Origin of the sequence: Leuconostoc pseudomesenteroides KCTC 3652 (assembly GCF_014634745.1) — a bacterium.
Lineage (GTDB): Bacteria > Bacillota > Bacilli > Lactobacillales > Lactobacillaceae > Leuconostoc > Leuconostoc pseudomesenteroides.
In genome coordinates, this window is record NZ_BMBP01000009.1 from 25,709 (window position 1) to 39,861 (window position 14,153).

The 14,153-nt window shown below is 40.8% G+C and carries 22 protein-coding genes; 20 read left to right on the forward strand and 2 right to left on the reverse strand.

Annotation, left to right across the window (positions count from 1 at the left end; genetic code table 11):
• The first annotated feature begins 11 nt into the window (after positions 1-11).
• The 17 genes from rplN to rplQ all read left to right on the forward strand — a co-directional run bounded on the left by rplN (position 12) and on the right by rplQ (position 8,737).
• On the forward strand, positions 12-380 hold the full coding sequence (gene rplN / locus IEU65_RS08350) for a 50S ribosomal protein L14 (RefSeq protein ID WP_004911257.1): 369 nt from the start codon (positions 12-14) through the stop codon (positions 378-380).
• A gap of 23 nt (positions 381-403) precedes the next feature.
• The gene (rplX, locus tag IEU65_RS08355) at positions 404-712 is read left to right on the forward strand and encodes a 50S ribosomal protein L24 (protein ID WP_002816025.1); all 309 of its coding nucleotides are present in this window, start codon (positions 404-406) and stop codon (positions 710-712) included.
• Positions 713-735: 23 nt separating this feature from the next.
• On the forward strand, positions 736-1,278 hold the full coding sequence (gene rplE, locus IEU65_RS08360; protein ID WP_004911253.1) for a 50S ribosomal protein L5: 543 nt from the start codon (positions 736-738) through the stop codon (positions 1,276-1,278).
• Between the two features lie 133 nt (positions 1,279-1,411).
• Positions 1,412-1,810 (forward strand): 30S ribosomal protein S8, encoded by a 399-nt coding sequence (gene rpsH / locus IEU65_RS08365; RefSeq protein ID WP_010280531.1) that lies wholly within the window; start codon positions 1,412-1,414, stop codon positions 1,808-1,810.
• A 24-nt stretch (positions 1,811-1,834) separates the two neighbouring features.
• Positions 1,835-2,371 (forward strand): 50S ribosomal protein L6, encoded by a 537-nt coding sequence (gene rplF / locus IEU65_RS08370; RefSeq protein WP_004911247.1) that lies wholly within the window; start codon positions 1,835-1,837, stop codon positions 2,369-2,371.
• A gap of 79 nt (positions 2,372-2,450) precedes the next feature.
• Complete coding sequence (gene rplR, locus IEU65_RS08375; RefSeq protein WP_004911242.1) at positions 2,451-2,804, forward strand: 50S ribosomal protein L18; 354 nt, start codon at positions 2,451-2,453, stop codon at positions 2,802-2,804.
• 19 nt (positions 2,805-2,823) lie between these two features.
• Positions 2,824-3,330, forward strand: a complete 507-nt coding sequence (gene rpsE / locus IEU65_RS08380; RefSeq protein WP_004911239.1) for a 30S ribosomal protein S5 — start codon at positions 2,824-2,826, stop codon at positions 3,328-3,330.
• 11 nt (positions 3,331-3,341) lie between these two features.
• Complete coding sequence (gene rpmD, locus IEU65_RS08385; protein WP_004911238.1) at positions 3,342-3,524, forward strand: 50S ribosomal protein L30; 183 nt, start codon at positions 3,342-3,344, stop codon at positions 3,522-3,524.
• 29 nt (positions 3,525-3,553) lie between these two features.
• Entirely contained in the window at positions 3,554-3,988 is a 435-nt protein-coding gene (gene rplO / locus IEU65_RS08390) for a 50S ribosomal protein L15 (RefSeq protein WP_004911235.1), read from the forward strand.
• Entirely contained in the window at positions 3,988-5,322 is a 1,335-nt protein-coding gene (gene secY, locus IEU65_RS08395; protein WP_147651110.1) for a preprotein translocase subunit SecY, read from the forward strand. Before rplO ends, secY begins: the two co-directional genes overlap by 1 nt.
• The gene (locus IEU65_RS08400) at positions 5,315-5,881 is read left to right on the forward strand and encodes an adenylate kinase (protein WP_010296127.1); all 567 of its coding nucleotides are present in this window, start codon (positions 5,315-5,317) and stop codon (positions 5,879-5,881) included. The genes secY and IEU65_RS08400 overlap by 8 nt, the downstream gene beginning before the upstream one ends.
• A 103-nt stretch (positions 5,882-5,984) precedes the next feature.
• Complete coding sequence (gene infA, locus IEU65_RS08405; RefSeq protein ID WP_002816015.1) at positions 5,985-6,200, forward strand: translation initiation factor IF-1; 216 nt, start codon at positions 5,985-5,987, stop codon at positions 6,198-6,200.
• Positions 6,201-6,245: 45 nt separating this feature from the next.
• The gene (gene rpmJ / locus IEU65_RS08410; protein WP_002816013.1) at positions 6,246-6,365 is read left to right on the forward strand and encodes a 50S ribosomal protein L36; all 120 of its coding nucleotides are present in this window, start codon (positions 6,246-6,248) and stop codon (positions 6,363-6,365) included.
• Positions 6,366-6,438: 73 nt separating this feature from the next.
• The gene (gene rpsM / locus IEU65_RS08415) at positions 6,439-6,810 is read left to right on the forward strand and encodes a 30S ribosomal protein S13 (protein WP_002816010.1); all 372 of its coding nucleotides are present in this window, start codon (positions 6,439-6,441) and stop codon (positions 6,808-6,810) included.
• A 127-nt stretch (positions 6,811-6,937) separates the two neighbouring features.
• Complete coding sequence (rpsK, locus tag IEU65_RS08420) at positions 6,938-7,324, forward strand: 30S ribosomal protein S11 (protein WP_004899402.1); 387 nt, start codon at positions 6,938-6,940, stop codon at positions 7,322-7,324.
• Between the two features lie 47 nt (positions 7,325-7,371).
• Positions 7,372-8,316: a DNA-directed RNA polymerase subunit alpha gene (locus IEU65_RS08425; protein WP_004911224.1), complete on the forward strand. Its 945-nt coding sequence runs from the start codon at positions 7,372-7,374 to the stop codon at positions 8,314-8,316.
• A 37-nt stretch (positions 8,317-8,353) separates the two neighbouring features.
• A complete protein-coding gene (gene rplQ / locus IEU65_RS08430) occupies positions 8,354-8,737 on the forward strand; it encodes a 50S ribosomal protein L17 (protein ID WP_004899394.1) in 384 nt (127 codons plus the stop codon).
• 56 nt (positions 8,738-8,793) lie between these two features.
• Here the strand turns inward: rplQ and IEU65_RS08435 are convergent, their stop codons facing one another.
• Both IEU65_RS08435 and IEU65_RS08440 read right to left on the reverse strand, forming a co-directional pair.
• Complete coding sequence (locus tag IEU65_RS08435) at positions 8,794-9,792, reverse strand: polyprenyl synthetase family protein (protein WP_010293134.1); 999 nt, start codon at positions 9,790-9,792, stop codon at positions 8,794-8,796.
• A gap of 67 nt (positions 9,793-9,859) precedes the next feature.
• The gene (locus tag IEU65_RS08440) at positions 9,860-11,530 is read right to left on the reverse strand and encodes an NAD(P)/FAD-dependent oxidoreductase (RefSeq protein WP_010293128.1); all 1,671 of its coding nucleotides are present in this window, start codon (positions 11,528-11,530) and stop codon (positions 9,860-9,862) included.
• Between the two features lie 174 nt (positions 11,531-11,704).
• Here IEU65_RS08440 and IEU65_RS08445 point away from each other — a divergent pair, with 174 nt between their 5' ends.
• The 3 genes from IEU65_RS08445 to IEU65_RS08455 are packed head-to-tail and all read left to right on the forward strand — an operon-like array spanning position 11,705 to position 14,152.
• Entirely contained in the window at positions 11,705-12,523 is an 819-nt protein-coding gene (locus tag IEU65_RS08445; RefSeq protein ID WP_010293126.1) for an energy-coupling factor transporter ATPase, read from the forward strand.
• A complete protein-coding gene (locus tag IEU65_RS08450) occupies positions 12,499-13,356 on the forward strand; it encodes an energy-coupling factor transporter ATPase (protein WP_010293125.1) in 858 nt (285 codons plus the stop codon). Before IEU65_RS08445 ends, IEU65_RS08450 begins: the two co-directional genes overlap by 25 nt.
• Entirely contained in the window at positions 13,349-14,152 is an 804-nt protein-coding gene (locus IEU65_RS08455) for an energy-coupling factor transporter transmembrane component T family protein (RefSeq protein ID WP_010293123.1), read from the forward strand. Before IEU65_RS08450 ends, IEU65_RS08455 begins: the two co-directional genes overlap by 8 nt.
• The last annotated feature ends 1 nt before the right edge of the window (position 14,153 follow it).

A 14,153-nucleotide genomic window follows, 5' to 3' on the forward strand; every position in this document is an offset into this window, starting at 1 on the left:
GAGGAAGAACCATGATTCAACAAGAGAGTCGTTTAAAAGTGGCTGATAACTCTGGCGCACGTGAAATCTTGACGATTAAAGTGCTCGGTGGTTCAGGCCGTAAGTTTGCAGGTGTTGGCGACATGATCGTTGCAACAGTTAAGCAAGCTATCCCTGGTGGTAACGTAAAGAAGGGTGACGTCGTTAAGGCTGTTATCGTTCGTACTGTATCTGACGTTCGTCGTGCAGATGGCTCATACATTAATTTTGATGAAAATGCCGCTGTTATCGTGAAGGACGACAAATCACCAGTTGGTACGCGTATTTTTGGTCCAGTTGCACGTGAATTACGTGACAACGACTACATGCGTATTGTTTCATTGGCACCAGAAGTGCTCTAATACTGACAAGGAGGAGCCAAATCATGTTTGTAAAAACAGGTGATAAGGTTCGCGTCATTGCCGGCAAAGACAAGGGAAAAGAAGGCACAATCACTAAGACTGTTGCTGGAAAAGATCGCGTCGTTGTCGAAGGCGTGAACATCGTTAAGAAGCATCAAAAGCCTTCTAACGAATATCCACAAGGTGGTGTTATCGATATCGAAGCACCTATCCATGTTTCTAACGTGCAATTGCTTGACCCTTCAACTAATGAACCAACACGTGTTGGGTTCAAAGTGGAAGATGGCAAGAAAGTTCGCGTATCTAAAAAGTCTGGTAACGTACTAGGCTAATATCGAAAGGTGAAATCATTTTCATGGCTAACGCTTTAAAAGAAAAATATGTTAATGAAGTTCAACCTGCTTTGATCGAAAAGTTTAACTTCAAATCATCAATGCAAGCCCCAAAGATTGATAAAATTGTCTTGAACATGGGTGTTGGTGATGCAGTTTCAAACTCAAAGAACTTGGATGAAGCGGTTGAAGAATTGAAGTTGATTGCTGGACAACAACCAGTTATCACAAAGGCAAAGAAGTCAATCGCTGGTTTCCGTTTGCGTGAAGGTATGTCAATCGGAACTAAGGTAACACTACGTGGTGAACGTATGTATGACTTCTTAGACAAGTTGATCAACATTTCATTGCCTCGTGTTCGTGATTTCCGTGGTGTATCATCAAAGGCTTTTGATGGCCGTGGTAACTACACTTTGGGTATTCGTGAACAATTGATTTTCCCAGAAATTGATTTTGACAAAGTTAACCGTGTTCGCGGTTTGGACATTGTTATTGTTACAACTGCTCAAAACGACGAAGAAGGTCGTGAGTTGTTAACACAATTGGGAATGCCATTTACTAAGTAATTAGTGAATAAAAATGTTGTTACTCTAAATGAGTGACGCGTTTTTAACTGTTATCGACTAAAATAGTCTATAATAGTTAAGAGCGTGTCATTTTGCATGATTACGTTCAAAATTTAAAGGAGGATATCGATAGATGTCTATGACTGATCCAATTGCTGATTTATTGACACGCATTCGTAATGCCAACTTGGCACATCACGAAGTTGTTGAAATTCCAGCATCAAAAATTAAAAAGAGTATCGCTGAAATCTTGAAATCAGAAGGTTTCATCCGCGATGTGGAATATATTGATGACAACAAGCAAGGTGTTATCCGTGTATTTCTCAAGTACGGAGAAGACCGTAATCGTGTGATTACTGGTATTAAGCGTATCTCAAAGCCAGGTTTGCGTAAGTATGCTAAGGCTGAAGAATTGCCAAAGGTTTTGAATGGTTTGGGAATTGCTATTATCTCAACTTCTGCCGGTGTGATCACTGACAAAGAAGCTCGTTCAAAGCAAGTTGGCGGCGAAGTACTCGCCTACGTTTGGTAATATATCTAAGAAAGGAGACTTACCATGAGCCGTATTGGAAACAAAACAATCACATTGCCTGCTGATGTAACTGTATCTCAAGAAGGTGCAGTTGTTACAGTTAAAGGACCAAAGGGTGAATTGTCACGTGAAATCGTTTCAGCAATCACAATGAATGTTGAAGGGACTGAAGTTTCTTTCACACGTGAAAGTGACGACAACAAGACCAAAGCTTTGCATGGTACTACACGTGCCAACGTTGCAAACATGGTCGAAGGTGTATCTGAAGGATTCACAAAGACATTGAAACTTGTTGGTGTTGGTTACCGTGCTGCAAAGTCAGGTTCAAAGTTGACTTTGAGTGTTGGTTATTCTCACCCAGTTGTCTTTGAAGATCGTGAAGCGTTAACTGTTGAAGTACCAGATGCTTTGACAATTAAAATTTCAGGTATTTCAAAGCAAAAAGTCGGCGATTTAGCAGCTGAAATTCGTGCCGTTCGTTCACCAGAACCTTATAAAGGTAAAGGTATTCGTTACGAAGGTGAAGTTGTTCGTCGTAAGGAAGGTAAGACTGGTAAGTAAGTATTTACTGCTAGTAGTACAAGTTCTGTTAAAAAATATTTTAAAATGGCATAAGCCATAAGAAAAGGAAAGCACAGCTATGATTTCAAAACCAGATAAGAATAAGCTTCGCGTAAAGCGCCACAAGCGTGTACGTGGAAAAATCTCTGGTACTGCTGCTCGCCCACGTTTGAACGTTTTCCGTTCTAATGCAAACATCTACGCTCAATTAATTGATGACGTAGCGGGTGTAACGCTAGCAAGTGCCTCAAGTCATGATGCCGAAGTAACGGGATCAAAGACTGAACAAGCAGTTAAAGTTGGTGAATTGATCGCCGCACGTGGTAAAGCCGCAAAGGTTGAAGAAGTTGTCTTTGATCGTGGTGGTTACGTTTATCATGGACGTGTTCAAGCACTAGCAGAATCAGCCCGTGAAAACGGTTTGAAGTTCTAAGGAAAGGAGGAATATTAAAATGGTTGAATTCGTTAATCCTAAGTCACTTGGTGAATTAGAAGAGAACGTGGTTGCTATTAACCGTGTCACAAAGGTTGTTAAGGGTGGTCGTCGCTTGCGTTTTGCAGCGTTGGTTGTCGTTGGTGACAAGCAAGGACACGTTGGTTTTGGTACTGGTAAAGCACAAGAAGTTCCTGAAGCTATCCGCAAGGCTATTGAAGATGCTAAGCGTAAGTTGATCACTGTGCCAACAGTTGCTACAACTATTCCTCATGAAGTCCTTGGCGAATGGGGCGGCGGTAAGATTTTGGTCAAGCCAGCCGAAGAAGGATCTGGTGTTGCTGCCGGTGGTGCTGCACGTTCTGTTATGGAACTTGCAGGTATTGCTGATGTGACTGCTAAGTCACTTGGTTCATCAACACCAGTTAACGTTATTCGTGCAACTTTCGATGCGCTAACAAGCTTGAAAGATGCCGAAGAAGTTGCTAAGTTGCGTGGTGTTTCTTTGGAACACTTAGCTGAATAAGGAGCGATAAAATGGCAGATTTGAAAATCACTTTGATTAAGAGTGCGGTTCATCGCTTACCTAAGCAACGCGCGATTGTTAAGTCTCTTGGACTTGGTCGCGTATCTAGTTCAGTGGTGAAGCCTGACAACGAAGCTACACGTGGTGCAATTTTCCATATTGCTCACTTAGTTAACGTTGAAGAAGTTAAGTAATTACACATTAAAATAGGAGGTACCGAAAGATGAATTTGAACGAATTACAACCAGCTGCTGGCTCACGTCACGTACGTAACCGTGTTGGTCGTGGTACATCATCTGGAAACGGTAAAACATCCGGACGTGGTCAAAAGGGTCAAAAGGCTCGTGGAAAAGTGCGTTTGGGTTTTGAAGGTGGTCAAATGCCTTTGTACCGTCGTATTCCAAAACGTGGATTTACTAACATTTCACGTAAGGAATTTGCAGTTGTTAACTTGGATAAGTTGAACAGCTTTGATGATGGCACTGAAATTACACCAGCACTTTTGATTGAAAACGGTATTGTTAAGAATCAAAAGTCAGGTATTAAAATTTTGGCTGTAGGTCAACTTGAAAAGAAGTTGACTGTGAAGGCACATAAGTTTTCAGCAGCAGCTGTTGCTGCTATTGAACAAGCCGGTGGGTCAACTGAGGTACTTTAATGCTTAGCACGTTATTTAATGCAGTACGTGAAAAAGACATACGCAAAAAGCTGGGATGGACATTTTTGATTTTGTTTATATACAGAATTGGAACACACATCACTGTGCCAGGTGTTAATCCTGCTGCTATGTCTGATATGGCTAACTCAGGATTGATGAACATTTTGAACATCTTTTCTGGTGGTGGCTTGATGAATTACTCATTGTTTGCTATGGGTGTTTCACCATACGTGACGGCACAAATTGTTGTGCAACTTTTGCAATTAGATATCGTGCCTCGCTTTGTTGAATGGAGTAAGCAAGGTGAAGTTGGTCGGCGAAAGTTGAACAACGCCACACGTTGGTTGACACTTGTGCTTGCTTTTGTTCAATCTGTGGGTATTACGGCAGGATTTAATTCACTGTCTTCCTATGGATTAGTTAGCCAAACAAATAACGTGATGTCTTTTATTGTGATCGGTTCGGTCATGACGATTGGAACGTTTTTTGCGATGTGGCTGGGTGAGATGATTACTGAAAAAGGTCTTGGAAACGGTGTTTCTATGATTATTTTTGCAGGTATTATCGCGCAAGCGCCAGAAGGTTTGTATGAAATTTTCAAAGAAAATATTTTACAAGCTGGTAATGGTGAAGTATTAAATGGTTGGGTGTTTATGATTGTGTTGTTAGTAGCAATGGTTTTGGTTGTTGCGTTTACAACATGGTCATATGAAGGCACACGCCGTTTACAAATGCAGTACACACGTTCGGCTACTTCGTATGGTAGCGAAGCGTATTTACCTTTGAAAGTCAATGTTTCAGGTGTGATTCCTGTCATCTTTGCCTCATCATTTATTAGCACGCCGCAAACAGTGTTGTTGGCCTTTCAAGATAAATATTCTTCTGCTCAATGGTATCAAGTTATGCAACAAATATTTAGCATGACGACTTTACCCGGAGCAATACTTTACACTGTGTTAATTGTCGTTTTCACATATTTTTACGCGTTTGTTCAAGTTAACCCTGAAAAGTTAGCTGAAAATCTACAGAAACAAGGGGCTTACATTGTTGGTGTTCGACCTGGTGATCAAACGAAAGCTTTTGTTTCAAAACTTCTATTAAACTTGAGCTTTGTTGGTTCAATTTTCTTGGGTGTTGTCGCATTAGTACCATTGATTGCATCTGACGTGTGGGGATTAAACGAGAAAATCGGTTTGGGTGGCACTAGTCTATTGATTTCAATAGGTGTTGCACTGGATTTGATTCGTCAAATCGATGGTTTAATGCAGAAAAAGAATTATGTTGGATTTATTACAAAAGATCAATTAGCAGCTCGGGAGGCAATCAATGGCTAAGAATTTGATTTTATTGGGATTACCTGGTGCCGGGAAAGGTACACAGGCAGACTTCATCGTGAAGGACTATCCTGTGGTTCATATTAGTACTGGAGATATTTTCCGTACTAATTTGGCCAATAACACAGAATTAGGTCAAAAAGCTCGTGAATTCATGGATGCTGGTGACTTAGTTCCCGATGAAATTACGAATGCTATGGTTGCTGACCGTTTGAGTCAAAGTGATGTTGAAGAAGCTGGATTTATGCTTGACGGTTATCCTCGTAATGAAGCACAAGCTGAATTTTTGGATAGCTACCTGTCTGATAATAATCAGGCAGTTTCAGCAACACTATACTTTGAAGTTTCTGACTCATTATTGCGTCAACGTCTTTTGGGACGTGGACGTGCAGATGATACGCCTGAGGTAATTGATAACCGCTTAGCCGTTAATAAAGCGGCCAACTTGCCTTTGGTAGATTATTACCAACGTGCTGGTGTGTTGCACACCATCGATGGAGGTCGCCAACTTGCTGACGTGTATCGTGATGTTAAGGAAGTTTTAGATAACTTAGATTAATTATCTGAAATGTCATTGAGAAATACCATTATTTCTGGTATAATTTGATAGGTTAGGCACTTATCAACAATGTAGAACATGATAAGCACAGGAGGTTGAGTGCGTGGCCAATGATGTCATTGAAATTGAAGGTAAGGTGAAAGAAACTTTACCAAATGCGATGTTCCAAGTAGAACTCGAAAATGGTGCTGTGATTTTGGCACATGTTTCTGGAAAAATTCGTAAGAACTTTATCAGAATATTGCCAGGTGATCGCGTCACTGTTGAAATGTCACCATACGACTTAACTAAGGGTCGTATTACTTATCGTTTCCGATAAGGAAAGATTTGGAATAATCAGTTAACCGAATAGGAGGAATAGATTATGAAAGTACGCCCATCAGTTAAAAAGATGTGTGATGCTTGTCGTGTTATCAAGCGCAATGGTCGAACAATGATCATCTGCTCTGCTAACCCAAAGCACAAGCAACGCGCTGGTAAGTAATTATCGCGCATTAATTATTGATTGAATAAGGACATAATTGTCGTTTTCAAAATACTAAAGGAGGTAAATTGTTATGGCTCGTATTGCAGGTATTGATTTGCCACGTGACAAGCGAATTGTCATTGGCTTAACATACATCTACGGAATCGGTAATACTACTGCACAAAAGGTTCTAGCTGAAGCTGGTGTGTCTGAAGACGTTCGCGTTCGCGATTTGACATCAGACCAAGAAGACGCTATCCGTGCAACAGTTGACAAGTTGAATTTGCAACTTGAAGGTGACTTGCGCCGTAAGGTATCACTTGATATCAAATCGTTGCAAGAAATCGCTTCGTACCGTGGCATTCGTCATCGTAAGGGCTTGCCAGTTCGTGGACAAAACACGAAAAACAACGCTCGTACACGTAAAGGCCCAGCTAAAGCAATTGCTGGTAAGAAAAAGTAATATACTTTTTCTGGTTGTATCCTCATCGATACGGCACATGATTATCGCAACCATAGTTGCGTAATGTTGGTTAACAATCTGTTAACCCGAGAAATTATATATAAAGTATTGAAAAGGAGGCAAACAAATGGCAGGTCGTACAACGCGTAAGCGTCGTGTGAAGAAGAATATTGAAGCTGGTGTGGCTCACATCCATTCAACATTCAACAACACCATCGTCATGATTACAGATGTTCAAGGTAACGCAGTTGCTTGGTCATCAGCAGGTGCACTTGGCTTCAAAGGAAGTCGTAAGTCGACACCGTTCGCTGCACAAATGGCAGCAGAAGCTGCAGCAAAAGGTGCCATGGAAATGAACATGCGCACAGTTGCAGTAACTGTTAAAGGCCCAGGTTCTGGTCGTGAATCAGCAATCCGTGCTTTGGCAGCAGCGGGCTTGGAAGTGACATCTATTAAAGATGTTACACCAGTTCCCCACAACGGATCACGCCCACCAAAGCGTCGTCGTGTTTAATTGAATTTCATTGCTCTTGCTGTGAAAGAAGGGGTAAGAATTTACAGATGATTGAATTTGAAAAGCCAAATATTCATAACATCGAAGAGGATGCCCGCTATGGCAAGTTTGTCATAGAGCCTCTTGAACGGGGATATGGTACGACATTAGGTAACTCTTTACGTCGTATCTTACTATCTTCGCTTCCAGGCGCAGCCGTTAACACGGTACAAATTGACGGCGTGGTTCACGAGTTTTCAACTGTGGACGGCGTAGTTGAAGATGTCACACAAATTATCTTAAATCTTAAGAAAGTTGTGTTGGCGATCGATTCTGATGATGAGCGCTCTCTTGAAATTGATGTTCAAGGTCCAGCTGATGTGACAGCTGCAGATTTGCAGGGTGGCGCAGACGTTGAAGTGCTCAATCCTGATTTGCATATCGCTACTGTGGCAGCAGGTAAGTCACTGCATATGACAGTCACGGCAGTTAAAGGCCGCGGTTATACGTCAGCAGATGAAAACAAAAAATTACGCGATGAAATGCCTATCGGTGTTTTGGCGGTTGATTCGATTTATACACCAATTGAACGTGTTAACTATCAAGTTGAGAACACACGTGTTGGTGCACGTGACGATTATGATAAACTCACATTTGATATTTGGACAAATGGTTCCATCAAACCAAGTGATGCGCTCAGCTTAGGTGCTAAAATTTTAGCAGAGCATTTGAACTTGTTTATGGACATCTCACCAGTAGCTGCAGAAGCCAGCGTTATGGTTGAGGCAGAGCCAGTTGCAGTTAGTGCATCTGATTCTGCACCAATTGAAGATTTGGATTTGTCTGTTCGTTCTTATAATTGTCTCAAACGGGCCGGTATCAACACCATCGTGGAGTTGACAGATCGCACTGAAGCTGACATGATGAAAGTGCGTAATCTCGGTCGGAAATCACTTGACGAAATCCAGGAAAAGCTCACAGAAATGAACTTGGGATTCCGCAAGGAAGATTAACACATGTTTTTAAACTACTATAAAGGAGGATTCACCAATGCCATATCGTAAATTGGGTCGTACGTCTTCACAACGTAAGGCTATGTTACGTGATTTGACTACTGATCTTTTGATCAATGGTCGTATTACGACAACAGAAGCCCGCGCAAAAGAAGTGCGTAAAACGACTGATAAGATGATTACATTAGGTAAGCGTGGTGACTTGGCTGCTCGTCGTCAAGCTGCTGCCTTTGTCCGCAATGAAGTTGCGGATGTTATCGAAGATGGTGACAATGTCAAGGTTCAATCAGCTTTGCAAAAGCTTTTTGATGATGTTGCCCCTCGCTTTGCCGAACGTAATGGTGGTTATACACGAATTCTCAAGACTGTCCAACGTCGTGGCGACGCCGCTCAATTGGTCATCTTGGAGCTCGTTGATTAATCAATTGTAATAAAAACACTCAAAGCATTTAATGCTTTGAGTGTTTTTTGTAACCATTAATATTGACGATTCAACAAGATGTCGCTTAATTGTTCGATTTGAGTTTTAATATTTTGTTGTGGTAACTGATCAATTAATAGATTTAGTTCCTCATTGTATTTAACTAGCAAGGAGTTAAGGCGACTCATTGCTGCACTACTATCTACGAGGGTATGAACACGTTTAAGTTCAGTATCAGAAATGTCATCGCGAAGTTGAAGAAGACTAATCAACTCATTGTGGATTGTACTGTCTTCTAGAGCAAATAGAATTGGCGCGGTATAAATACCATTCTTAATATCTTGACCAATTGGTTTGCCTAGTGCCAAATTCTTTGATAAGACTTCAAAATCAAGATAATCATCTAATAATTGAAAGACAATACCTAGTGTTTCACCGATTTGAGGAACAATTTGTTTGAGATTGGGATCATCTACACTGTCGCTACTGATACCAAACATAACGCTTAACTTAAATAATGCAGCGGTTTTACCGCTGATTTGTGAAATATAGCTTTGGAAAGTGATATTAGTTTGATAGCGATTTTGTTTTTGGCTGAGCTCGCCAAATAAAATATCTTGCAGCGCGCTTAAAGCAAGTTTGTCTGCGCCAGTATCATCGGCTTCACTCAGAAGAGAGAACATACCCGTCAACAAATAATCCCCTGCGTAGACTGCGGTATCTTTACCAAATTGCGATTGAATACTTTCAAAGCCACGTCGCAGTTTGGATTCATCAATGATATCATCATGAATTAACGTTGCTAGATGTAACAATTCGACGCTTGCACCGAGGGCAATAGCTTTTTTGTTGTAAGGTTGCGCAGTTAATTCAGAAAATAAGAGTGTCAAAGCGGGTCGGACAAGTTTACCAGCGTTTAATTGTGAACGAATTGCATTGTCAATTTCTGAAAAACCAATTCGCCAACTGTTTGACATTTTGGTTAATACCGCTTGTAATGGTTCGTTTAGTTCTGGGAAAGAATCCCATATAGTTGGAAGGGATGGCGTGGCCATGGAAATCTCTTTTCATTAATATGTACAAAGTGCGAGAACGCACATTCTCGCACTTTATTATTATAACTTATTTTTCAAGTTCATTATATGTTGATTTGGCTTTTCCGTACCAAAGACCACCGAGAGTCTTTTGTAAGAATGGGACAACGTAGAAATCAAGCCCAAATCCACGACCTGAACCGTTCATAACAGCTAAACTACTCAAAATAATAAACCAGTGTGTCATGTCGAATCCGTTTGTTGACCAAGCAACGATTGTGAGGATAATTGATAAAAGACCTAATGGCCAAGTGAACAAACCAAGGAAAAGGCCGGCACCTGTAATAATTTCTAAGAAGCTAGCAAATCCGTGTTGCCAGAACAACTCATTGAGGCTACCAATATTGCCCAATGCTGCTAAAATCCAGAAGAATCCAAGGAAGAGGCGAAGCGGTGTTGACCAAAGTACATTGCCTAATCTTGATATGCTGCCTTTGAAAGGATTACGACCATCCTCTGTTCTGAAAAATTCATCCATCAAATAGTGGAAAATAGAATAAGCAGAACGAATTTGTGAGTAAAAGAATAAGTTGATGCCGTGCTTGGCGATACTTGCAAAAAATCCTGAGAAGTTCAATCCCATTAGACTTGCAACCGTGTAGTGGGAACCAATCGAAACAGCAAAGCCATGATATTTAACAGCTTCAGCAAAAGTCTTTGATTTACCAAAGCCTAAGTCTGCAAGAATGTTGATGGCAGCAGCACGTGCAGCACTTTCAGCACCTTCGACAGTTTGTGGTACTGGCCCAGTTTTGTCATCTACGTATGATAATGTATCACCGGCAACGTAGATATCTTTTTCGGGTGTATCATCATCTTTGGTTGCATGCATGTAGTCGTCTGCTTCGATACGACCACCGCGACCATACTTGAATCCCCAATCAGAGATGAATGATTTTGCTTTAACACCGGCCGTCCAAATCAATGATTTTGTTGGCAACGTCGAGTCATCAGCAAATACGACACCATCTTCAGTCACACCAGTGACACGCGCACCTAAGCGAATGTCGACACCGTTGTTTTCCATATATTTAAAGGCTTTATCCGCTAATTTACGATCCTTAAGCATGTTCAAAATTGATGGTGAAGCTTCAAGTAAGACTAACTTAATTTCACTTTCGGATAATTTATAAGTTTGCGCCAATACTCTGCGTTGTTCAATAAATTCACCCATTAATTCAGCACCAGTGAAACCGGACCCGACAACGGCGATGGTTAGCATTTTTTCACGCTTAGAGGGATCAAGTTCGGCAGCGCCTTGACCAATTGTGTGTTCAATGTGCGAACGAATTGCCAATGATTCTTCCATTGACCATAATTCAAAACCATGTTCCTTGACACCAGGAGTACCAAAATCATTGGATTGACCGCCAACAGCTAATACTAACTTCTCATAAGGAATATCACCTTCAGTTGTTGAAACGGTTTTGGCGTTTTTATCAATACCATTAACTTCAGCTGTGAGCAACTTAACATTCTTATTTTGATAGAAAAGATGTTCTAAGTCTTCTTGTACGTGCTTTGGTTTAACACGTTGTGATGCCACCTCATGCAATTCAGTCATATAAGTAAAATATGAATGTTTATCAATGAGGATAATGTTGTAATCCTTGTGACCTTTCAACTTCTTAGATAGTGTTTTTGCAGCAAAAACGCCACCAAATCCGGCACCAACGATGACAATATTTTTTTCTGTCATGAAATACTCCCTTTGTGAAATTTCTAATTTATTAGTATTTTACTCTTTTTAGTATAGACTAGTTTAGCTTAATTTACTAGGTTTATGAGATAATTTCTTTGTGAATTACATTGTATAAATATTGGATATGGCATAAACTATTTTTGACAGAAAAATGTGGTAAAATATAGGATAATGACTAAAGCAATCACAATTAACAATTTAACATATCAATATGATGATCAGGATCTCTTTGATGGTTTCAATTTATCGGTTGAAGCCGGTGAATGGGTGGCTCTTGTCGGCCATAACGGTTCCGGTAAATCAACCTTGGCAAAATTAATTGTTGGCTTAATCGTTGCCAACGGTGGGGATATCGATGTTTTTGGTGAACGTCTAACCGTTGATAGTGTCAATGATATTCGCGCCCAGATTGGGATGGTATTTCAAAATCCAGATAATCAATTTGTTGGCGCAACAGTTGCTGATGATGTGGCATTTGGTTTGGAAAATATTGAGTTGCCCAGTGATGAAATGCCACAAAGAATTGATGAAGCACTTCACACTGTGGGCATGGAAAATTTCAAAGAGCGTGAACCACATACTTTATCAGGTGGGCAGAAGCAACGTGTGGCCTTAGCCAGCGTTTTAGCTTTGGGACCAAAGATTATTATTCTGGATGAGGCCACTGCCATGTTGGACCCAGAAGGACGGGCGACCATCATGACCACACTTCAGAACCTAAAGGCGCAATTTGGTGCAGAATTGACATTGATTACAATTACGCATGATATGGACGAGGCTGCGTTGGCAGACCGTATCGTCGTTATTAATGATGGACGGCTTATTTTAGATGGCAGCCCAGATGTTGTTTTTTCAAAATCACAAACCATGCATGATAATGGCTTAGAGCTACCGTTTGCCGGTGAACTAACAGCGCGGTTGACCGTTAAACCAGAAAAATATTTGGATGAGAGAGAATTAATACATTGGCTATCACCTTCGAACAAGTAAATTTTAGTTATGGTGCCGGCACAACTCTGGCCAATCCTATTTTGCACGACATCAATATTACGATTGCGGACCACCAAGTAACTGCTATTATTGGGCAAACTGGTTCCGGCAAATCCACGTTGATTCAGCATTTAAACGGTTTGTTAAAACCGACAACGGGTCAAGTCATTGTGGATGATTTAATTGTGACAAATACCACTAAAGAAAAGCAATTAACGAAGTTGCGGGCAAAAGTTGGGATGGTGTTTCAATTTCCCGAAAACCAATTATTTGCAAACACAGTTTTGGAAGATGTGATGTATGGACCATTGAACTTTGGCTATAAAACTGATGAGGCTAAACAGTCCGCACAATCAGCTTTAAAAATGGTAAATGTAGCCGAAAATTTGTGGCAAAAGTCACCCTTTGAATTATCGGGTGGTCAAATGCGCCGTGTTGCAATGGCTGGTGCTTTGGCTAGTAATCCAGATATTGTGGTTATGGACGAGCCAGCCGCTGGTTTGGATCCTAAGGGACAGGCAGAACTGCTGGCATTGGTGAGCAATTTAAAAGAAGCGGGAAAACTAGTTGTTTTTATTTCGCATCAAATGGATCATGTTGTATCAGTTGCTGACCAAGTGATTGTCATGCAGGACGGTCATGTTGCGGCACAAGGAACCCCGGCTGATGTATTCAATCGCGACATTGACTGGTTTAAAAGTGTGAATTTGGACTTACCACGTGCAGGACAATTTGCCGAGCAATTACGTGCTAATGGTGTGTCACTCAGTCGGCGACCATTAACCTTAGCTGAATTGGCAACCATGATAAATGAGGAATACGAGCATGAATAATATTATGATTGGTCGTTTTGTGCCGGGATCTTCTTGGGTACACCGATTAGATCCACGAACGAAAATGATTGTAACTTTTGTGTTCATTTTTGTGATGCTATTTGCCTCATCATGGGGCACCTATGCACTGTCAGCTGTTTTTGTGGTTTTGGCAATAAGATTGACACAACAGCCTTTTAAACTTTATTGGGATGGATTAAAACCGATTTTTTGGCTCATCTTATTTACTGTCGTTTTGCAGTTATTTTTAACGCCAGGAACACCTGTTGTGTTGCATGTTGGACCACTTCAAGTGACATGGCCAGGTATTTTAAATGCTATTTACGTTATGATTCGGTTTACATTGATTATTTTGATGTCAACTATTATGACATTAAGTACACCACCAACTAGCATTGCCAACGCATTAGAGTCATTATTGGCCCCACTTAATAAAATTCATGTGCCAGTTGCGGAGTTGGCGTTGATGTTGTCAATTGCATTACGTTTTGTGCCACTTTTAATGGATGAAACACAAAAAATTATGAATGCGCAGAAATCACGAGGCATGAGTTTTTCGACTGGTGGACCCATCAAACGAGCTCGTGCTATTGTACCGCTCTTGATTCCCTTATTTGTTGGGGCCTTACAGCGTGCTCTTGATCTTGCCAACGCGATGGAAATTCGTGGTTTCAAGGATGCAGCATCACGAACAAAGTATCGTATTTTGTTGTATGGCAGACAGGATGTCGTAGCATTTATCGGTACACTAATTTTCGTTTTAATTTTTATCGGTATCAAAATAAGTGGGGTTTAAT